Origin of the sequence: Nonomuraea soli (assembly GCF_013761175.1) — a bacterium.
GTDB lineage: Bacteria > Actinomycetota > Actinomycetes > Streptosporangiales > Streptosporangiaceae > Nonomuraea > Nonomuraea soli.
Genome location: NZ_JACDUR010000003.1, coordinates 903,896 through 923,851, shown reverse-complemented (window position 1 = coordinate 923,851; position 19,956 = coordinate 903,896). Strand labels below are relative to the sequence as shown.

At 67.6% G+C, this 19,956-nt stretch carries 19 protein-coding genes; 11 read left to right on the top strand and 8 right to left on the bottom strand.

Features of this window, described 5'->3' with window-relative positions; all coding sequences use genetic code 11:
- Positions 1 to 4: 4 nt before the first annotated feature.
- Positions 5 to 859 carry a sigma factor gene (locus HNR30_RS17260; protein WP_312894459.1) on the bottom strand — a complete coding sequence of 285 codons (855 nt, stop codon included), beginning with the start codon at positions 857 to 859 and terminating at the stop codon, positions 5 to 7.
- A 332-nt stretch (positions 860 to 1,191) separates the two neighbouring features.
- Here HNR30_RS17260 and HNR30_RS17255 point away from each other — a divergent pair, with 332 nt between their 5' ends.
- Positions 1,192 to 1,740 carry a DUF1062 domain-containing protein gene (locus HNR30_RS17255; protein ID WP_181610848.1) on the top strand — a complete coding sequence of 183 codons (549 nt, stop codon included), beginning with the start codon at positions 1,192 to 1,194 and terminating at the stop codon, positions 1,738 to 1,740.
- On the opposite strand, the gene HNR30_RS17250 is transcribed toward HNR30_RS17255, so the two are convergent.
- Both HNR30_RS17250 and HNR30_RS17245 read right to left on the bottom strand, forming a co-directional pair.
- A complete protein-coding gene (locus HNR30_RS17250) occupies positions 1,727 to 2,110 on the bottom strand; it encodes a hypothetical protein (RefSeq protein WP_181610847.1) in 384 nt (127 codons plus the stop codon). The two genes, HNR30_RS17255 and HNR30_RS17250, sit on opposite strands and share 14 nt — an antisense overlap.
- Before the next feature lies 1 nt (position 2,111).
- Entirely contained in the window at positions 2,112 to 2,669 is a 558-nt protein-coding gene (locus HNR30_RS17245; RefSeq protein ID WP_181610846.1) for a TetR/AcrR family transcriptional regulator, read from the bottom strand.
- A 38-nt stretch (positions 2,670 to 2,707) separates the two neighbouring features.
- On the opposite strand from HNR30_RS17245, the gene HNR30_RS17240 reads away from it, so the two are divergent.
- Both HNR30_RS17240 and HNR30_RS17235 read left to right on the top strand, forming a co-directional pair.
- On the top strand, positions 2,708 to 3,616 hold the full coding sequence (locus HNR30_RS17240) for an SDR family oxidoreductase (protein WP_181610845.1): 909 nt from the start codon (positions 2,708 to 2,710) through the stop codon (positions 3,614 to 3,616).
- A gap of 84 nt (positions 3,617 to 3,700) precedes the next feature.
- Complete coding sequence (locus HNR30_RS17235; RefSeq protein WP_181610844.1) at positions 3,701 to 5,926, top strand: hypothetical protein; 2,226 nt, start codon at positions 3,701 to 3,703, stop codon at positions 5,924 to 5,926.
- Here HNR30_RS17235 and HNR30_RS17230 read toward each other — a convergent pair.
- On the bottom strand, positions 5,923 to 6,975 hold the full coding sequence (locus tag HNR30_RS17230; RefSeq protein ID WP_181610843.1) for a serine hydrolase domain-containing protein: 1,053 nt from the start codon (positions 6,973 to 6,975) through the stop codon (positions 5,923 to 5,925). The genes HNR30_RS17235 and HNR30_RS17230 overlap by 4 nt on opposite strands.
- A 127-nt stretch (positions 6,976 to 7,102) precedes the next feature.
- On the opposite strand from HNR30_RS17230, the gene HNR30_RS17225 reads away from it, so the two are divergent.
- Positions 7,103 to 7,969, top strand: a complete 867-nt coding sequence (locus HNR30_RS17225; protein WP_181610842.1) for a GNAT family N-acetyltransferase — start codon at positions 7,103 to 7,105, stop codon at positions 7,967 to 7,969.
- Here the strand turns inward: HNR30_RS17225 and HNR30_RS17220 are convergent.
- Entirely contained in the window at positions 7,966 to 8,574 is a 609-nt protein-coding gene (locus tag HNR30_RS17220; RefSeq protein WP_220133620.1) for a lysoplasmalogenase, read from the bottom strand. The genes HNR30_RS17225 and HNR30_RS17220 overlap by 4 nt on opposite strands.
- Positions 8,564 to 9,436, bottom strand: a complete 873-nt coding sequence (locus HNR30_RS17215; RefSeq protein ID WP_181610841.1) for a sterol desaturase family protein — start codon at positions 9,434 to 9,436, stop codon at positions 8,564 to 8,566. The genes HNR30_RS17220 and HNR30_RS17215 overlap by 11 nt, the downstream gene beginning before the upstream one ends.
- A 70-nt stretch (positions 9,437 to 9,506) precedes the next feature.
- Here HNR30_RS17215 and HNR30_RS17210 point away from each other — a divergent pair, with 70 nt between their 5' ends.
- From HNR30_RS17210 to HNR30_RS17190, 5 genes are all read left to right on the top strand, one after another.
- Complete coding sequence (locus tag HNR30_RS17210) at positions 9,507 to 9,896, top strand: VOC family protein (protein ID WP_181610840.1); 390 nt, start codon at positions 9,507 to 9,509, stop codon at positions 9,894 to 9,896.
- Between the two features lie 124 nt (positions 9,897 to 10,020).
- Positions 10,021 to 10,221 carry a hypothetical protein gene (locus HNR30_RS17205; RefSeq protein WP_181610839.1) on the top strand — a complete coding sequence of 67 codons (201 nt, stop codon included), beginning with the start codon at positions 10,021 to 10,023 and terminating at the stop codon, positions 10,219 to 10,221.
- A gap of 69 nt (positions 10,222 to 10,290) precedes the next feature.
- Positions 10,291 to 12,798 carry a hypothetical protein gene (locus HNR30_RS17200; protein WP_181610838.1) on the top strand — a complete coding sequence of 836 codons (2,508 nt, stop codon included), beginning with the start codon at positions 10,291 to 10,293 and terminating at the stop codon, positions 12,796 to 12,798.
- 141 nt (positions 12,799 to 12,939) lie between these two features.
- Positions 12,940 to 14,064 carry an aromatic ring-hydroxylating oxygenase subunit alpha gene (locus tag HNR30_RS17195; RefSeq protein ID WP_220133619.1) on the top strand — a complete coding sequence of 375 codons (1,125 nt, stop codon included), beginning with the start codon at positions 12,940 to 12,942 and terminating at the stop codon, positions 14,062 to 14,064.
- 54 nt (positions 14,065 to 14,118) lie between these two features.
- Positions 14,119 to 14,451 (top strand): YnfA family protein, encoded by a 333-nt coding sequence (locus HNR30_RS17190; protein ID WP_181610837.1) that lies wholly within the window; start codon positions 14,119 to 14,121, stop codon positions 14,449 to 14,451.
- A gap of 201 nt (positions 14,452 to 14,652) precedes the next feature.
- Here HNR30_RS17190 and HNR30_RS17185 read toward each other — a convergent pair whose 3' ends face one another.
- Both HNR30_RS17185 and HNR30_RS17180 read right to left on the bottom strand, forming a co-directional pair.
- Positions 14,653 to 15,012 carry a hypothetical protein gene (locus tag HNR30_RS17185; protein WP_181610836.1) on the bottom strand — a complete coding sequence of 120 codons (360 nt, stop codon included), beginning with the start codon at positions 15,010 to 15,012 and terminating at the stop codon, positions 14,653 to 14,655.
- Positions 15,013 to 15,586: 574 nt separating this feature from the next.
- A complete protein-coding gene (locus tag HNR30_RS17180) occupies positions 15,587 to 16,597 on the bottom strand; it encodes a DUF6461 domain-containing protein (RefSeq protein WP_181610835.1) in 1,011 nt (336 codons plus the stop codon).
- Positions 16,598 to 16,935: 338 nt separating this feature from the next.
- On the opposite strand from HNR30_RS17180, the gene HNR30_RS17175 reads away from it, so the two are divergent.
- Both HNR30_RS17175 and HNR30_RS17170 read left to right on the top strand, forming a co-directional pair.
- Positions 16,936 to 17,202 (top strand): hypothetical protein, encoded by a 267-nt coding sequence (locus HNR30_RS17175; RefSeq protein WP_181610834.1) that lies wholly within the window; start codon positions 16,936 to 16,938, stop codon positions 17,200 to 17,202.
- Positions 17,203 to 18,129: 927 nt separating this feature from the next.
- A partial coding sequence (locus tag HNR30_RS17170; protein WP_181610833.1) for an AAA family ATPase occupies positions 18,130 to 19,956 on the top strand: 1,827 nt, incomplete at its 3' end.

The window sequence follows — 19,956 nt, the reverse complement described above, 5'->3', positions numbered from 1 at the left end:
CCCCTCAGTTCAGGGCAGAAACGTCTATCTTCGCAAGACGTTCTGTATCGGCCAGGATGTTCATCTGGACGACCTTCCCGCCCGCCACGGTGAAGCCCAGTATCGCGATGACCTCGCCGTCCTTGATCGTGATCGTGCCGAGGCCCCCGTTGACCAGCGCGAGCCTGCCGTACTGCGCCTGGCCCCTGTGCAGGGAAGCCTGCGCGGCCACCGCGTCGGCGCCGCGCACCAGCCGCGAGACGCCCAGCTCGCCGTAGTCGACACGCAGCACCACCTCCGGGTCCAGCAGCGCGACCAGCGCCTCGAAGTCGCCGGCGCGCGAGGCGGCCAGGAAGGCGGAGACGACCTCGCGCTGCAGCCCGGCGTCCGGGTCGGGTACGGCACGCGCGTCCTGCACCCGCTTGCGCGCCCGGCTGGCCAGCTGCCTGGTCGCCGCGACGTTGCGCTGCACGATCGGGGCGATGTCGTCGAACGGCACCGCGAACATGTCGTGCAACACGAACGCCAGCCGCTCGGCCGGAGACAGCGCGTCAAGCACCACCATCATCGCCAGGCCCACCGAGTCGGCCAGCAACACCTCCTGCTCGGGATCGACCCCGTCGACGGCGCCCACGACCGGTTCCGGCACGTAGTCCTCGCGCCGGGAGGTGCGGGCGCGGAGCATGTCGAGGCACACGCGCCCCACCACCGTCGTCAGCCAGCCGGGCAGGTTCTCCACATCACTGACGTCCGTACGGCTCAGCCGGATCCACGTCTCCTGCACCGCGTCCTCGGCCTCGGAGAGCGAGCCGAGCATCCGGTACGCCACGGCGTTCAGGTGGTCCCGGGTGGCTTCGAACTGCTCTGTTTCCGTCATCATCCTCACATTCTTGTCTGACGAAGGGAGCAGGCCGAATGTGACGTCAGCCCGCCATCCCCAGGAAAGAAGGCCATCGGGACGAGCGCGACCAGCCACCACCTGGGCGCGGCGCCTTCTGCGCACCTTCACCCCGAGCGGTCATCGACGGTGGAGCCTGCACCGTCGGAAAATGACTGGCCCGTCGCCGAGGGACGCTTCTAAGGTGCCCGTATCGGACTCGACCTCGTGAGGACTTCACCCGCGTGACGCCGCCTGCTCTGTAGACCTGACCCCGCTCCGTCGCATGCGACGCGTTCCTTCCGCATGCCCAACGTCAGGTCTTCAGAGAGATCATGTCTTCACGTCTTCATATCGTGCTGCCCTGGGCCGTACGCCGTACCCGCCTGCCCCTGCTGGCCCTGCGCTGCGTCGACTGCGGCTGCGAAACAGCCCACGTCGGCGACGGCCGCTTCCGCGTCAACGCCAACGGCAAGTTGCTCGACATCTGGCTCCTGGTCCACTGCGTGAACTGCGACTGGACACGCAAGCTCACCGTCCACGAGCGCGTCTCGGTCCGGTCACTCGCGCCGGGACTGCTCGACGGCTACTCCGACAACGCACCGGAGCTCGTGACCGCGTTCCTGTTCGACCCGCTCGTGGGCCGGCGCAACCGGTTCACGCTGCTGTGGGACGGGTGCTGGGAGTTCGTTCACTCGCCCCCGCCGGAGAGCCCGTGGCCGGTGCAGGTGTCGGTCACCTTCCACGACCCGATCCCTGTGCGGCCTGACCGGCTCATCGGTCAGGGGCTGGGGATCTCGCGCGGCGAGATCGCCGCGCGTGTCAAGATCGACATCCCGTTGAACCGCAAGACTCACCGGGATTTCTCGTTCATCCTTTTGTGACAGCCTTGCGCAGCTGCTGATCTCTGATCACCGCGAGAGCTGCGAGGTGGAGGAGTATCGCTGTTCCGGCGAGGAGAGCGACGGCCCGGAAGACGGACCCGCTGAACTCGCCGGACAGGGATTTGTACACCAGGAAGAAGCCGAGAAGCAGTTGCGATCCCCGGCCGATCCTGGCCCTCACCCACGGCACGCTGTGGAAGACGACTGCGCCGGAAATCGCGAAGACGAGGATCAGAAGCGACGCGGAGAGCTGCGACGGCGGTTCGCCCAGAAGGACCGCCAGGCCTCCGACGTATCCCACGACCGCAACCGTGATCAGGCCGTAGCGCGGGGCCATGGGCAGCGCGTCAAACCAGGACATGGCGGCCATGCTAGGGGAGATCGCCCTCGCCGACCATGGCGAGAAACGCCCCCAGCCTCTCGGTCAGATACTCCCCCAACGGCCGGTCCGCCCGAAAAGCCCACCAGGTGAGCGACCCCTGCCACTGCGCCGCCAGCGCGCTCCCGGCGCCGTCGCCCGCGAGCCTGGCATCGAGCGCCGCCGTCAGCTCCTCCTCCCACGCGACCCCCCGCGCCCGGAGCGCCGGATCGCGCACGTCCTCCCGGAGCAGCAGCAGCCCCTCCCCGTACGCCTCCACCCCTTCGTACTGCCCGGACAGCCCGACGAGCAGCTCGATCGCCCCCGCGGGCGTGTGCGGCGCCGTCGCCGCCAGGTCCCTGGTCAGCGCGTCGAGCCGGTCCCAGGCGTGCAGCAGCGTGCGCTGGACGAGCACCTTCTTGTTCGCGAACCGCTGCACCAGCGTCGCCGCCGACAAGCCGCACCGGCCCGCGAGGGCCGCGAACGTGAGCTCGCCCACGCCGCCTTCGTGCACCAGCGCGAGGGCGGAGTCGAGCACCTCGTCATCACTCAGGGTCTTGGTCCGTGCCACCTTTGCATTATAACCGAATGTTCGTTTATAAATAAGGCATGAACCTCACAGGCAAGGTCGCCCTCGTCGCCGGAGCCACCCGAGGAGCGGGCCGCGGCATCGCCGCCGAACTGGGCGCCGCGGGAGCGACCGTCTACGTGACCGGCCGCACCACCCGCGACCACGCCTCGGAGTACGGCAGGCCGGAGACCATCGAGGACACCGCCGAACTCGTCGACAGCCTGGGCGGCGTCGGCATCGCCGTACCCGCCGACCACCTCGTCAAGGACGACGTCCGCGCCCTGGTCGACCGCATCCGCGACGAGCAGGGACGGCTCGACGTGCTCGTCAACGACATCTGGGGCGGCGAGCACCTCTTCGAGTTCGACAGGACGGTCTGGGAGCACGACCTCGACAACGGCCTGCGCCTGCTGCGACTGGCCATCGACACCCACCTCGTCACCAGCCACTACGCCCTGCCGTTGCTCATCGAGCGCCCCGGCGGCTTGGTGGTCGAGGTCACCGACGGTACGACCGAGTACAACACCGACCATTACCGCAACTCCCCCTTCTACGACCTGGCCAAGGTCGCCGTGAACCGCATGGCCTGGCAGCACGCGAAGGACCTGGAGAAGTACGGCGCCACCGCCGTCTCGCTGACCCCCGGCTGGATGCGCTCGGAGAACATGCTCGACCACTTCGGCGTGACCGAGCCGACATGGCGTGACGCGATCGCGCGGGAGCCGCATTTCGCCATCTCAGAAACCCCGCGCTACGTCGGCCGGGCCGTGGCGGCCCTCGCGGCCGACCCCGAACGCGCGCGGTGGAACGGCCGGTCGTTGTCGAGCGGCGGCCTGGCCAAGGAGTACGGTTTCACGGACCTGGACGGCTCGCGGCCCGACGCGTGGCGCTACATCGTCGAGGTCCAGGACACGGGCAAGCCGGCGGACACCACCGGATACAGGTGATCGTCGGCGATCTGAGCTCAGGGAGCGTGCAGGAGGGCGATCTAAGCTCGGAAACGTGCAGGAGGGCGATCTAAGCTCGGAAACGTGCAGGAGAAGACCCCCGTCCCGGTCACGCGCATCCGCACCCTGGACGCCTCCGCCGAGGTCCTGGCCCTGAGCGGCGACTACGACGCCGCCGTCGCGAAGCTCGACGCCGCCCGGAGCACGGCCGTGATCTGCCCGATCGACCGAGCCCTGCGAGCGGCCAACGCCGTCGAACGCCTCGAAGACCGGATCCGCGCCCTCGGATCGGTGGCCAGGGCCCTGTCCCGAGCAGGCCGCCACACCCGGCCGATCCTCGATCCCTACATCGAAGCCGACCTCTCCTCCTCCGGCCTGCGCGCGCTCGCCGAAGCCCTGATCATGGCAGGCGACCTGGACGCCGCCGCATCGGTGGCCGGCCGCGACCCCGACCCGAGCTGGGGCTGGGACGCCTTCGCCCACAGCCTCATCCGGGCGGGCCACCTCGACCACGCCCAGGCCACGGCCAGGCTCCTCATCCCCAACCGCCCGCGCCGCAACCTCGCCCTCCTCCTCGTCGCCCAGGAACTGGCCGGCTCCCAGCGCGCCGACGAGGCCAGGAAGATCGTCGAGCACATCACCGACCCCGCCCACCGCAGCCGAGCCCTGAGACACGCGGCCCGTACGGCGGAGCAGCTCGACCGTGCCCAGGTGGCGACGTGGGGCATCACCAACTCCAGCACCCGCGACACGGAGCTGCTCGCCCTGGCCACCGCCTGGATCGAGCTCGGCCACCCCGACCGCGCGGCGGCGGCCGTCGAGTCCATCGCCTCGTCCGCCGGCCGCGTCCGCGCCGCCATCACCCTGGCCCGCCTGGGCCATCCCGCCGCCCTCGAAGCCCTGCCGCCGGCCGCGGCACCGATCGACCCCGACCTGCCGGCCGCCCTGGCCCAGGCAGGCAGACCGGACGAGGCCCTGGCCCTGGCGAACACCATCCCCAGCGCCTACCACCGGCAACAGGCCCTGATCCGCGTCGCCCGCGCCATGGACGACGGCACCCGCGCCCCGGCCGACGGCACCCGCGTCTTGGACGACCTGGTGACGGCCGCTCTGTCGGCCGACGGCGAAGACGACATCCGCCACCTCTACGCCCTGACCGAGCTCGCCCTGGCGGCACGCCCTGACCAGGCGGCCGCCCTCCTGGAGCGCGCCGAATCCCTGATTCCCACCCTCTACGAGGAGGAGGAACGCCTCGAAGCCTGGCGGTTACTCGTGCAGGCCCTGGCCAGAGCGGGCCTCCTCGATCGTGCCGACGCCGTCGCCGCCCGCCGCTGGCCCTCCCCCTGGCCCGACCTCGTCCGCACCCTGTGCGACCTCGGCGCCTACGACCAGGCGCAGGACCGGGCGCGCTCCATCCCGGACCCGGGCCGCCGCTCCTGGGCCCTCCACCGCATCGCCGCGGCCCACGCCCAGTCGGGCAGGACGGCGGAGGCGGAATCGCTCGCCCGCACCATCGAGGAGCCGGAACCCCGGGCCAAGGCCCTCCTCGCCGTCGCCCGGGCCCGCACGGCGGAGGGCCACCTCAACCTGGCGCTGGAGCTCCTCGACGACGCCGAAGCCGCCGCTCTCGCCGCGCCCGCCAACCGCGACAAGCTCCTGTCCGAGCTCACGGACTCCCTCCTCGCCGTCGGCCACCTACCCCAGCTCGCCTCCCTGGACCAATCCATCGCCGTCGGCCACCTGCCCCTGCCCGCCTCCCTGGACCAGTCCATCGCCGCAGCGCTGGACATCCCCGACCGGCTGGAGCAGTGCCGCGCCCTGGCGTCGCTGGCGGAAGCGTACGCGGGCCGTACGGAGACGATCGCGCAGATCCTCCTGCACGCGGAAGCCATCTCGTCCGCTCCGGAGGTCCGCCTCCCGTGTCAGGCGCGCCTGGCACGGGCGTGGGCCACGACCGGCGACACCCGCCGGGCCACCACCGCACTCGACGACCTCCTCGCCGACCCCTCGCGCCTGCCCGCCCAGTCGCTGGTCGACGCCGCGCACGCGCTGACCACCCTGGGCGACGCCGACCGCGCGCTCTCCTTGGCGATCGGCGCCCGGCACGCATCCGAGATCATCGCGACGGTCGCGCTCCACCTCGCCAAGAGCGGGGACTCTTCCCGGGCGCTGGAACTCGCGCGCTCGCTGCCCGACGCGGAAATGCGGGAGTGGGTCGTGGCGGAGACGGCTCGCGAGCTGGCACTCGCCGGGGACCTTCAGAGGGCGTTGAGCCTCATCCGCCCCGCCGATTCCGCGGACAGCCGCTAGGCCGTACCGCAGAACGTCTTGACCGCCATCCCCATGACCTCCTCCGTCGATGGATTGCGCGTGGACGGGTTGATCGACAACGTCAGCGACTTCCCCGAGTCCGACCGGAACGCGAAGGTCAGGTAGCCGATCAGCTCCCCGCTGTGCCCCCACACCGTGCCGCACGGCAGCGGATACGCCTGCACCCCCAGCCCGTAGCCGAAACCCGCCCCCGTCTGGACGGTCGTCCGCATCGCCTGGAGTGACTCCTCGCTGGTCAGCCTGCCTCCCAGCAGCGCGCCCATGAACCGCTCCAGGTCGGCCGTGGTCGAGATCATCTCGCCGGCGGCCCAGTCCAGCGAGGGGTTCATCCTCGTCGCGTCCACGAGCTCGGGCATCGGCTCGTACCCCTTGGCGTGCGGCGACGGCACCCCCGCCCGGTCTCCGGGGATGATCGTGTGGCGCAGTCCGAGGGGCCGCAGGATGCGGCGCGTGATCTGCTCGCCGTACGGCATGCCGGTCAGCTTCTCGATCAGCAGCCCGAGGACGACGTAGTTGGTGTTGGAGTAGTGCCATCGGCCGTCGTCGGGCAGCTGCTTGGCGAAGGCCACCTTGAGCAGGTCGCGAGGCTGGTAGGAGCGGAAGCGCGCCTCGCCGCGCCACCGGTTGGTGGAGTAGCCGGGCTCGCTCATGTAGTCGTACAGGTGGCTGGTGTGGTTGAGGAGCTGGCGGACGGTGATGCGCTCCCCGCCGGGCACCGTACCTGGCAGGTGCCGGTCGATGGGGTCGTCGAGCCGCAGCCTGCCCTCGTCGACGAGCTGGAGCACCACGGTCGCGACGAACGTCTTGGTGACGCTGCCGATCCGGAAGTAGCCGTTGGCGGCCGGTCGTCCTCCGCGTTGGAGGTCACGCTTGCCCACGCTGGCCGTCCGGGAGCGCTTGTCGTCGGAGACGCGCGCCAGGGCGGCGGTGGCGCCCTGGCCCTCCACGATCTTGTCCAGGTCGGGGCGCAGGTCCACGACCTGCCCGCTCGCCGCGAGCACAGTCGCCACCATCACATTGATCATCATGTGATCAACGCTATGGAGATCTCGCACGACGCGGAATGAGGTGCGCCACCGCCCTGACCTGTGGAAAACCACAGCTCCGACGAAAACCACGTGCGTGTCCCGGCAGGGTTGGTGTGGGATCAGGCGCATGGCGATTGTGTTGCGCACACCGGAAGCCGACGGGCTGGGCCAGGTCGTGGCCGCGCTGCGGGAGTGGCAGGTCAACGGCGCTCCGCTCCAGTTGCATCCGGGTGACCTGGGGTGGTTCTGGCGGTTCGGCGCGGAGGCGACGGCCGCCGCGGTCCGTACATGGAGCAGGGACGGGCGCATCCTCGCCGCCGGGCTCCTCGACGGGGCCACGCTGCTGCGTCTGGCGATCGCGCCCGGCTTCCAGCGGGACGAGGAGCTGGCACACCGGCTGGTGGCCGACGTGATCGAGCCGGAGCGCGGCGTCCTGCCCGCGGGCAAGGTCAACATCGAGGCGCCGACGGCCGCGCTGATCCAGGAACTGCTGGCCGAGCAGGGGTGGGGCACCGATGAGCCGTGGACTCCGCTGCGCCGCGACCTCACGGAACCGGTGAAGGATCCGGGTGTCCGCATCGAGATCATCGGGCCGGAGCAGGCACACCTTCGCACTGCCGTACAACGGTCGGCCTTCGGGTCGTCGACCTTCACCGACGAGCGCTGGCACACGATGGCGGGCGGCCTGCCGTACACCGACGCCCGGTGCCTGGTCGCCTTCGACGGCCGGGGCGAGGCGGTCGCGGCGGTGACGGTGTGGTCGGCCGGTCCCGGCAGGCCCGGGCTCATCGAGCCGATGGGCGTTCACGAAAACCACCGCGGTCACGGGTACGGCAAGGCGATCACCGTCGCCGCGGCCGCCGCAATCCGGGAGCTCGGCGCGCCCAGCGCGGTGGTCTGCACGCCGAGCTCGAACACCGCCGCCGTGTCCACGTACAGGTCAGGCGGGTTCGAGCCGCTTCCCGAGGTCCTGGACAGGTATCGGGACGCCTAGCGTGCGGCCGCCGTGCCGTACGCCGGCGTGTGATCGCGGCGGGAGGTCGCGGAGGCCAGGAGGTACTGGGCGGCGATGTAGGTCGACATCACCAGCACGCCGCCCAGCGGCAGGTCGATCCCGGCCAGCCGGACGGCGATGAGGGTGTCGGAGAGCAGGAACAGGCCGCCGCCGACCGCCGCGGCCAGACTGTGCCGCGTCGACATGACCGCGGTGGCGGTGAGCAGGAGCGAGTAGAGCGCGATGGGGATCTGCAGCGCGCCGAGCGAGGGCCAGAGCAGAGCCATGAGTACGGCCCAGGCCACCGCGTAACCGGCGACCACGGCGATGCGGGGACGTCCGGCGAAGTAGGTCACGTAGCAGACGTGTGCCAGGGCGAAGGCGCCCATGCCGGCGATGAACAGGCCGTCGAACTGGAGCAGGACGTCGCCCAGCCAGGAGAAGCCGAGCGCGGCCACGACCAGGCGCGGGCCTCCGCGGCTGATCACCCAGGCGGCGAGGAGGGGCATGAGCAGGGCCTTGGTGACCCACTCCAGCCAGGTCGGGCCGGTGATCAGGGAGATGAGGTGGATGGCCGAGCAGGCCCAGAAGGCGTTACGGAACACGGGCGGACTCCTGTTCTGGCTGCCCCGCGTCTTGTAGCGGCTGCCATCCCGGGGCCCGCAGCAGGCGGCCCCCTCGCTCTCGCCATGTCGCTGCGCTGACCAGGTCACGGCCGATGGCAGCGTACTCGTGGAAGGCGATGCGCAGCGGGTTGTGGGTGTCGATGTTCTTGGTCAGTCCGTAGACCGGCCTCTCGGTCTCGGGGGCGAACGAGCCGAACAGGCGGTCCCACACGATGAGGATGCCGCCGAAGTTGCGATCCAGGTAGCTGCCCTGCGAGGCGTGGTGCACCCGGTGGTGCGAGGGCGTGTTGAAGACGAACTCGAACCAGCGCGGAAGCTTGCCGATGCGCTCGGTGTGGATCCAGAACTGGTAGACGAGGTTGACCGAGCCGCAGAACGCGAGTGCGGCCGGGTGCACGCCGATGGCGATCAGCGGCAGGTAGAAGACCCAGCTGGTGGCGCCCGTCCAGGGCTGGCGCAGGGCGGTGGAGAGGTTGAAGCGGCGGCTGGAGTGGTGCACGACGTGCGAGGCCCAGAGGATGCGGATCACGTGGTGGCTGCGGTGCGACCAGTAGTAGAAGAAGTCCTGGCCGATGAGGATGAGCAGCAGCGTGGCCGCGGCGACGGGGAGCTTCAGCGGGGTGAGGGTGTAGATCGCGGAGTAGACGAGTGCGGGGATGATGCCCCAGAGCAGGTCGAATGCCAGGCTGCCCAGGCCCATGCTCAGGCTGGCGGCGGTGTCCTTGGGGGTGTAGCCCAGCTCGTCGTCGTCGGGGTGCAGCCGGAAAGATACCGCTTCCAGCAGAGTTAGCAGGATAAAGGCCGGTATCGACCATAGGACGACGTCTGGGAGATCTGGCATGCGCGGATACTAGTGAGTAGGTAGGTGCCCTTACCAGAGTGATCACATTCTGTAGTTATATGCTCACAGCATGAGCGGCAAAGTCGTACATTTCGAGATTCCCGCAGACAACGTCGAGCGCGCCCGCGCCTTCTACACCGAGGCCTTCGGCTGGCAGGTCGGCCCGGTGCCCGGCATGAACTACACCATGGTCATGACCGCACCCGCCGACGACCAGGGCATGCCGACCGAGCCCGGCGCCATCAACGGCGGCATGTTCGAGCGCACCGGCGAGTGGTCGGGCTTCAAGTCACCGGTGATCGTCATCGACGTGCCCAGCGTGGACGCGGCACTCAAGAAGGTCGAGGAACTGGGCGGCACGATCGTCGCACCCAAGATGCAGGTCGGCGAGATGGGCTTCGCCGGCTACTTCACCGACTCGGAGGGCAACGTCCTCGGGCTGTGGGAGTCGGCGGGGTAGGTCTCCCGACGCGTCACCCAGAGATCGCGGGCCCTCCTGGAGCATCCGGGAGGGCTCTGGGCGCTTCCCCATATGTCCTCGGCCTCTGCGCCGTCTCGCCGGTGGCAGGGAGAAGGCACGCACCATGCAGCCCACCAGGCGGCGCGAGGCGTCGGCGGCGTCGGCGGCGTCGGCGGCGTCGGCGTCGGCGGCGTCGGCATTCGCGTTGGCGTTGGCGTTGGCGTTGGCGTTGGCATTCGCGTTGCCATTCGCGTTGGCATTGGCGTTGGCCATCTGCGACAGCGCGCCGAGCGTGACGCGTGACGCCAGCCTGACGTCCGGCTGAAAGCGATCTGGCGGGAGCGGCTCCTACCGTGAACGCCGATCCATGGAGTACGCACAGAATTGAGTGACCATGCACCCTGCGCGAGCGTGCCTTGCGGCACTGTGCTCCGCTTTAGCCGGCCTGCTCATCCTGGCCGGCCTGCCCGCCGTAGCTCAGGCCGCGAGCTGGCCCATCTTCCCGCCCACCTGCAGCTACACCAACATCCGCAAGGTCGAGGACCGGCGAATCCACATCCCGAAGGCCGCCACCCACGTCATCCCGGCCCTCGACACCCAGGTCACCTTCGCCGTCAGCTCCACCTGGACGGAGACGGCCACCGCCACGCTCAGCACCACCTTCGGCATCGAGTCCAGCATCAACATCGGCAAGATCATCGGTGAGCTCCAGGCGAGGGGCGAGGCGACCGCGACGGCCTCGTACTCGATCACCGGGACCGGGACCTATACGACCACGCTCACCGTGCCCCCGCACCACACGATGCTCGCGACCTTCGGCGTCTACTACCAGCGCCAGCTGTACAAGGTGGACTGGCAGCCGGGCTGCGAGCCCCCTCTGTACACCTTCTTCGGCGGCATCACGGCGATGGTCCCGCTCGGCACCGGTTACGAGCTCAAGTACGACCGGCCGGGCGGTCAGGGACGGCCCAACCCGGGCGGCGGCAGCTCCGTCAACCCGCCGAGACCGCCGACGCCTCAGCCGGTCACCTCGGTCGTCGGCCTGGCCGACGGCACGCTGCTGGCCACGACCGACACCCGGCGCATCTACAAGATGGTCGGCGGGGCGCCGGTCTGGCAGTCGACCTGCGGTGACGGGATCTGCAACACCGAGTCGCGCCCAACCACGCAGGCGGTGATCAACGCTGGTCCCGCCACCCCCCGCAACGGCTCGTCCGCCATCGACCAGCGCGGCCGCATCTACATCTTCGTGGGCGGCGCGCCACTGCACCAGGCGCACTGCTCCGCACCTGTCAACTGCGGGACACCCCCGAAGATCTCCAACTGGTCGATCGACGCCCGCGACCACATGAACGGCATACCCGCCGACGGCCAGCTGATCCAGGGCTGGGACGGCGGCAGCGCCACCCCTGTGGCCATGACGGTCGGCGGCGCGCGAATCAACTTCGCCAATCCGCAGGAGATCACCGACACCGGCCACGGCTCCAACTGGGCGAGCAAGGTGACCATCCTCTCCAGCTGGGCGTTCAAGGGGCTGGGCGAGGTTCCCATCGACGGCACCCTGGTCCAGGGCACCGGCGGCGGCGCCTCCACCCCCGTCGCTGTCTTCGTCGCCGGAGCGCGGATCAACTTCGCCAGCCCGCAGGAGGTCGTCGACGCCGGCTATGGAGCCGACTGGGCCAGCAGGGTCAGGGCCATCCCGACCCGCGCCTTCAACCTGGTCCGCCCGGACCTTCCGGCTGACGGCACGCTGGTGCAGGGCCAGGGCACCCCTGTCGCGGCGATCGTCGGCGGCGCGCGGATCAACTTCGCCAGCCCGCAGGAGGTCGTCGACTCCGGTTTCGGAGCCGACTGGGCCGGCAAGGTCCGCTCCGTTCCCACCCGGGCGTTCAACCTGATCCCGGCGAACGTTCCCGCTGACGGTACCCTGGTGCAGGGCCAGGGGACGCCGGTGGCGGCGATCATCGGCGGCGCCCGGGTGAACTTCGCCAGCCCGCAAGAGATCATCGACTCCGGCTTCGGGACCAACTGGGCGAGCATGGTGCGAGCCATCCCGACCCGGGCGTTCAACCTCATCGGCACCCAGATCGCCGACGGCACCCGCATCCAGAACGCCGGCTCCACCAGCCAGGCGGCGATCGTCGGCGGCGCCAAGATCCCCTTCGTGAGCATGGCCGAACTCGTGGAGTCCGGGTACGGCAACGCCCCCACGCACATCGTGCCGACCCGCGTATGGACGGCGCTGTCCGACCAGATCATGGACGGCACCCGCATCCAGAACGCCGGCTCCACCAGCCAGGCGGCGATCGTCGGCGGAGCCAAGATCCCCTTCGTGAGCATGGCCGAGCTGACCGCGTCCGGCTATGCCCAGCTACGCACGCAGATGGTGCCCAACCGCGTCTGGGTGGCGCTCTCGACCCGCATCGCGGACGGCACCCGCATCAAGGACGCCGCCTCGTCCGGGCAAGCAGCCATCATCGGCGGCGCCAAGGTCACCTTCAACGACATCACGGAGGTGAACGACTCCGGCTACGGCGACAAGCCCATCCAGATCGTCCCCAACCGCGTCTGGGTGGCGCTCTCGACCCGCATCGCCGACGGCACCCGCATCAAGGACGCCGGCTCCACCGGCCAGGCGGCGATCGTCGGCGGCGCCAAGATCCCCTTCGTGAGCATGGCCGAACTCGTGGAGTCCGGGTACGGCGACGCTCCCCTGCAGGTGGTGCCGAACCGGGTGTGGGCCGGCTTGCCGGCGCAGATCGGCGACGGCACCATCGTCAAGGCTCCGACGTCCGCCGAGAGGTGGCTGATCACGAGTGGTCAGAGATCGCTGACGACCGGTTCGGGGACGACCTGGACGATCCCCGCCCGAGTCCTGTCGTTGATCCCGCAGGCTCACTGACCTGAGCCTGATTGAGCACCAAGGGAGGGTTCCCCCTGGAGAACCCTCCCTTCGGTACGCCACCGCACTGGCCGCGAACCGTCGAAGATCGCATGCTGAAGGTGATCGCCCCTCCCCGAGGCGATCACTGGAGGCCGAGTGATGAACCCCGCCATCGACCACATCTCCGCCGGATACCACCCCGACCCCGCACTCTCGATGTCCCTGCACGCCGACGCCTACACCGATCCCGCCTGGTTCGACATCGACGTCCGCGCCATCTTCGCCCGCACCTGGCAGTGGCTGTGCCACGTCGAGAAACTGCGGCACCCCGGCAGCTACGTGACCGCCACCGTCGCCGGCATGCCCATCGTCGCCGTCCGCGACGAGTCCGGCACCCTGCGAGCCTTCTACAACGTGTGCAAACACCGCGCGCACGAACTTCTCACCGGCTCAGGCGTACGGCGAAGCATCGTCTGCCCCTACCACGCCTGGAACTTCGACCTGACCGGCCGCTTACGTCGAGCCCGCAACACCGACGGCATGCCCGCCTTCGACCCCACCACCGTCAACCTCGACCAGATACAGGTCACCGAGTTCGCCGGGATGGTCTTCGTCAACCTCGACCCGTCCGCCCCTCCCCTCACCCAGCAGAGCGGAGACCTCCAGTCGGAGATCGAGTCCAGAGCCCCCGACGTCCCCGACCTGACCCTCGCCAAGCGCCTCACGTACACCATCGAGTCCAACTGGAAGAACGTCGTCGACAACTTCCTGGAGTGCTACCACTGCCACGTCGCGCACAAGGACTTCGTCTCCCTGGTCGACATGAGCACCTACAAGGTGACCACCCACGGGATCTACTCCAGCCACATGGCCCAGGCGGGCACGGCCGAGAACTCCGCCTACGACGTCTCGGGCGCCACGGTCACCGAGCACGCGGTCTGGTGGCTGTGGCCCAACACCTGCCTGCTGCGCTACCCGGGCAGGGGGAATTTCATGGTCCTGCAGATCATCCCCGACGGCCCACAGCGCACACGGGAGATCTGGGACTTCTACCTGGAGACCACCGAGCCGAACGAGGCGGAGCTCGACAGCATCAGGTACATCGACGAGGTGCTGCAGGTGGAGGACATCGCGCTGGTGGAGAGCGTGCAACGGGGCATGCGCACACCGGCGTTCACCCAGGGGAAGATCGTCTTCGACCCGCAGGGCTCGGGCTTGTCGGAGCACGCGGTCCACCACTTCCACGGGCTGGTCCTCGACGCCTACCGGCGGGAGCTGGGGTGAGGCTTGAGGACGGCCAACAGCCGCGCCCTCCAGTCGTGCGCTGTACTACCTGTCATGACGATCATCCGTTCCCTGGTCCTGTTCGCGCTGGCCGCCGTCGCCGAGATCGGCGGAGCATGGCTGGTCTGGCAAGGCGTGCGCGAGCAACGCGGCCTGCTGTGGATCGGCGCCGGCGTCATCGCCCTGGGCGTGTACGGATTCGTCGCCACCCTCCAACCGGACGCCAACTTCGGCCGCATCCTGGCTGCCTACGGCGGTGTATTCGTCGCCGGGTCGCTGGCGTGGGGCATGGTCGTCGACGGATTCCGACCGGATCGCTGGGACGTCATCGGAGCGGCAATCTGCCTGGTCGGCGTCCTCGTCATCATGTACGCCCCGCGCGGCTGACGCCAACCGCCTAGATCGTCAGTGGCGGTTGCTGTGGGGAGATCAAGAAGGCCCTCCCGGATCATCCGAGAGGGCCTTCTACCGGGGAGCCGCCTTCGGGATTCGAACCCGAGACCTCTTCATCACGAGCTCCTCACAGGAAGATCAATAATGGTGCTTTCCCGGGTCAGACACTCACTGAGATTCGTTTAGAGGAGCTGATCAGTCCCCAATGAAGCGCATGCGAGCGTCAGGTGTTGAGAGACACAGTCTGCCAAGACGCTCGATCTCATGGATCATCCGCCCATCTGATTCAGAGTCGGCGAACCTGAGTAGTTCAGGGAGTTCTTCGACCAGCCAGGGAACCTCGTCCCCGTGAAGTTCGACATCGGCATGCGGGTCGATACGGTCGAGGGTTGGGGTGCGACTGGAGTTGTACACCCTGTTGAGCAGTTGAGGAAGCACATCGTCGTAGTCGACCGCTTCATAGAGGACTGTGATCACGGTCCGTTTCCGATGCTTGCCCTTGCTCTTGACTCGAACAGGAGGCTCGTGGCGGACTACCTGAATGTTGATTCCCACGCCAATGACGCTACGTCTCGCTCGGAAGTAGGGCCGATCTCGAGGAGGATGTGCCGATTTACCGAGTCGTGCGGTGACGCAGGATCCGATGGGGAAGATCTTCAGGGGCAATAAACTCGATCATCGGTGAGGCCGAGTGACCTCGCCGCGCGTAGCGTGGCGTGTCTCCCCGGGAGATCTTCGTGGGTCCATCTGATCCGGCTCCGAAACGACGCGGCAAGGCGGTGTGCCTGGAGCGGGATGGCCCGGCGTACGGCACCCGACCCGTCCGGCGATACGGCGCGCAGCCCAGGCGGACCGATGCGCGGGTGCGGCTAGCGCGGGTGCCGGCCCCGCCGTCGCGCTCAAGGCGTAGGAGCGCGTCCGGTAGCCGTGGCCGAGGACCTAATCACCGGTGAGCGCGACCATCGATACCTACGAACGCGGTTCCATCTCGTCCTTCCTTTTCTTCCCCGACGGCCGGTTCCTCGCTGCGATCCGGGTGGACTCTGCGTTCGCCCTCGAGGTCTCCAGCGGCGTCAGCGACCGCGTCCCCCTCGACGACGCCGAGCTCATTGCGGGTAACGACGGCCCGTTAGCTCTGAAGCCGCGCCAGCACGCTCATGAGCGCGCCCACGCGGCGGCCCGCCCGGTCGTTCAGTCGGAGCATGCCGACCCGCCAGATCGCATCCCTCGCCGCAGTCAGTGCGTCCTCTTCGACAGCGGCTTCAAGCACGCTCAACGCCTGGTACCGTGCCTGCCAGCGCTCGATCGTCTGAGTGGGAGCAGAGGCATCAGGACTCCGGGTCAGCATTTCCTGGCTGCGAAGGCGTATATCGGCACGGAGCTCGGCGAGGACATCCGGGCTTGGCGCTCCCGTCAAAGCTGCTAGGACACGATCGGCCACCGGCTCGCGCAGGCCGCTCAACTCGCACGCGGTCTCCGCCACCAGGGCGGCGATCTCGCGTGCGCGGTCGGGGTGTGGGACGGCGATGAGGTCGGCCACACGCGGGTCACCGGCGAGGTAGGCGAGATGGTCGAGCTCGTCCTGGGCAGCGGGTGGGCCGTCGGCCGGTTCCGCGAACGCGTCCAGCATGGCGCTCTGGTGCTCAGCGTCCAGCCACTGCGCTTCCAGGCGCTCGCCGGTGAGCAGTTCTCCCAAGGTCAAGGCCGCGCTTCGGAGGTCGTCCTGTTCTGCCAGTTCGGGCCAGGCCGACAGCGCGGGGGGAAGGTCTTCGAAGTCTTCGGGATCGAGCAGGTCCACCATGGCTAGGACATGGGCGTCTTCGGCGTAAGCGAGTTGTCCGTCTCCGTTCGCGTTCCAGAACACGCTGAGCGCTCGACCTTGTTGTGCCAACCGGGACAGAACCTCTGGACGCGACCCTTGAAAGCCATTGGGCTCGACCAGGACGGTCCAGGACCCGAGGCTTCCGGCTATTGCCGCTCCGGGCCAGCCGGGAAGCGCGTCGTAGGCCGCCTGGACGGTCTGCGCAAAGGTACGCCTGCCCGACCCTCCCGCTTGCCCTCCCGCCGTGACAAGCGTCTCTGTGACGGACATGCTTTCGATCCAGGTGACGCATAAGGGCACGTTCAGGTTCTCCTCCACCAGTACGCGATAGTGCCCCAGCGCATCGGAGTGCAATGTCGTCTCCCGACAACGAGGTAAAGGCCCGGCCCACCGGGAAACCAGAGGCCGGGCCACACCTTATGCGGACTTTGGACGGCTAGGAAGCCTCGGAGTCAGGAACAATCTGCTCGTCAGCCAAGGAATCGGTGCCTGGCGGTGGCGGTTAATAGCCGAGCGAGCCAGGTTCCTGGCTGTCCGAGATCCGCAGCTGCTATGGCCGGTCGCTGACGCCATCCGCCGATCCCGGGAATCCGTGGCACTATGACCGCCGTTGCCTATCTATCACCACAAGTTCTCAGGAACCTCAAGGGACAATCATGGCTGCGGATCTTGGGGATGCCCTGTTCGGCGCATTAAGCGCGTTAGGCACCGCAGTCGTCGATGCACTCGCCTTCATCGGCACATCTTTCGCGCTAGGCATGGATCTCCCCTTCGGGATCGGCCATCTGCCTGCCTGGGCCGTATGGATCGGCATGATCGCCTTGCTGGCGGGACTGACGTGGCTCTCAAACCGGCCCCCGGCAGACCGGATCAACATTCTCATCGCCGTTGCGACAGTTTTTGGGGTTGCGGTGGCCTTCTAGCAGTGGCGAGCACAGGTTGATCGAGAAGAGCTCCAACGCCAGGCCGACATCGTCCGAGAGGAGCTCAAGGGTCACTCTGACTTCGTCAGCCGGGTATCCGTGAACGTCTACGCCGGGCTGGACCCCATGAAGATCACCGTGCGGAATGCCAACCCTGCTACCGCTAATGTCCTCTTCCACTCCCTGTCGCCAGACGGACAGGCCCCGCAGAACTGGGAACTCCTCGTTGAGCCATGCACTCAGCGGGAATTCACGACGCCGAAGCCGATGACCACTCCGGCCCAGGCGCTCCCGAAGCCGACCCAGGTCACCCGGCCGCACCAAGCATCGGGATACTCGACGCGAGCGAGGCAGCGGCACGCCCACCCCACCGGCTTCTGCGGCCGGTTCCACGACTTCCGCCGCCGAATCTGTCGCGTGCTGCTGGCTAGCCGCCGTTGACCAGTGTTTCAGCCGTCGTCCGAGTGTAAGCAGGATCTGCCGAAGCGCCTCAGCTGATCGGGCACTCAGCCCACCGCCCTCCAGGGACAATGTCCACGGAGGTGTCCCCGAACCGTCCCTCAAACGCGCCCAGTGTTTGGCCAGCTCAGAGGCCCTTCGGGGACACGAGGGACACCAGGGACAGCGGACCGGCGCCGCGTCGCCTTAGAGATCGTGGGCGGAGTTGCCAGTTCAATCGGACCCGAACCCAACGTTTCATTCGGCTTGCATCGCTTGCGCGATCATCCCGAGCCTGTCCGGCGTCGGATGGGCTCCGAGTTCTTCCGACGGCAGGTCCATCGGGAACGTGCTGCCGACAGGGCCTCGGGCATCAGAAAGCATGGCCAAGCTCGGGCTCACATGTGGAGGTCTCACATCCTTATCGGACATACCGGCACCACCTGTGCGAGCATTGAGTTGCATACCGGATTGCGGTGAGGTGTGATCATGGCGGAGGCTCCCCGCTCCTTCCAAGACATCGTGCGACGGCGCCAGCGTGCGGGTTTCGTAGGCAGGGAAGGAGAATTGGCGTTCTTTCTAAATAACCTTGTGCTTCCAGTGGATGACGAGGCACGGCGCTCCATTTTCACCATTCACGGTGATGGAGGTGTGGGCAAGACGTTCCTCTTAGCCCGGCTTCGGCAAGCCGCAATTGACCAGCAGTGGTTAACTGCGGGTACCGACGAATCGTCCTATGACGTCGTTGAGGTAATGGCCGCGATAGCCCAGGATCTGGAACGCCAGGGAGGCCGGATGAAGCGCTTCAGTCAGCGCCACGCAGCGTATCGGAAGCGAAGGCACGAAGTAGAGGCGGGATCTGCCCCCAGCGAAGGGATTGCCTCCCTCGCAACCAAGGCTGCAGTGCGTGTGGCCGTAGAGACGGCAACCGCGAGCATCCCAGGCGGCAGCGTGGTCGCCAAGGCTGTGGACTCAGCCAGTGTGGCCGACAACATCGATCGTTTACGTGCAGAGGCTCTTCAGAAGCGACACAGACGAGATGACGTGAGGCTGATCACCTCGCCCGAGGAAGAGCTCACCCCACTCTTCCTGGAAGGGTTGTATCAACTCCGCAAGCCATTGGCGCTATTCTTCGATACATACGAGCGAACCGGCCCGTACCTGGATCGCTGGCTCCGCGATGTATTGACGGGCCGATATGGCGACGCACCAGCCAACATGATCGTCACGGTCGCCGGACGCCATCCCCTGAATCCAAGCCATTGGACCGACTTCTTCGGAGTGCTCACGGACATGGCGCTTGAGGCGTTCACCAATGTGGAGGCACGACAAGTCCTGGCAAGCAAGGGCATCGTGGATGAACAAGTGATACAGGTAATCCTCGCCGTGTCCGGAGGGCTGCCACTGGCAGTTGCGATGCTGGCTGAGCAGGGGCCGACGTCCTCCGACGACCTCCATGATCCCTCAGGTAGCCTCGTTGAACGTTTTCTGCAGTGGGAAGACGACCCAGTTCGGCGCGCGCTCGCACTGGCCGCGGCCTTGCCGCGGCAGGTTAACCGCGACCAGATTGCTGCCCTGCTACCGAACGAGACCACCGATGCCGCAGAGCTATACGGGTGGCTGTATAACCAGAGCTTCGTGACACAAACGATCAGTGGCTGCCGGTATCACGACCTGGTACGCGAGCCCATGATTCGTTTGGCTCGTAACCAATCGCGTCACGAGTGGCAGGAATCCCATCGCAGACTGGCGGATGCTTACAAGGAATGGCGCATACAACTTGGAATGTCCGATAAGGACGGGCGGAGAGATGAGACTTGGCAAGACTACCTTCTGGAGGAGTGTTATCACCGTCTATGCGCAGGCCCGGTAATTGCCCTTCCGGAGGCTATTGATTTAGCCGTTAATTCATACGGCGAGGGGCCGGCGGCTATACGTCGATGGGTCGACATGGTCGTACAGGTGGGGCAGGACGCGGACGCACCACCCCTGGCCGCATGGGGCCGACAGTTACAGTTGGTGCTGGAGGGGGAGAGTGGCGATCTTCCGAAACTTCTCGATGGCCTTCTCCAGCAACCATGGTTTCCCGCTAGTGCCCAAAAGCATGTCTATCGGGTGCGAGGTCACCAACATTACCTCGCCGATCGCTACATGGAGGCGCTGGCCGACTTCACCACAGCCATCCGCCTCGACCCCGAGTACGTCTGGGTGATCGCCATGCGCGGAGAGACCTATCGCTTGATGGCGCGCTATGAGGAAGCGCTGGCCGACTTCACCACAGCCATCCGCCTCGACCCCAAGGATGCCTGGGCGATC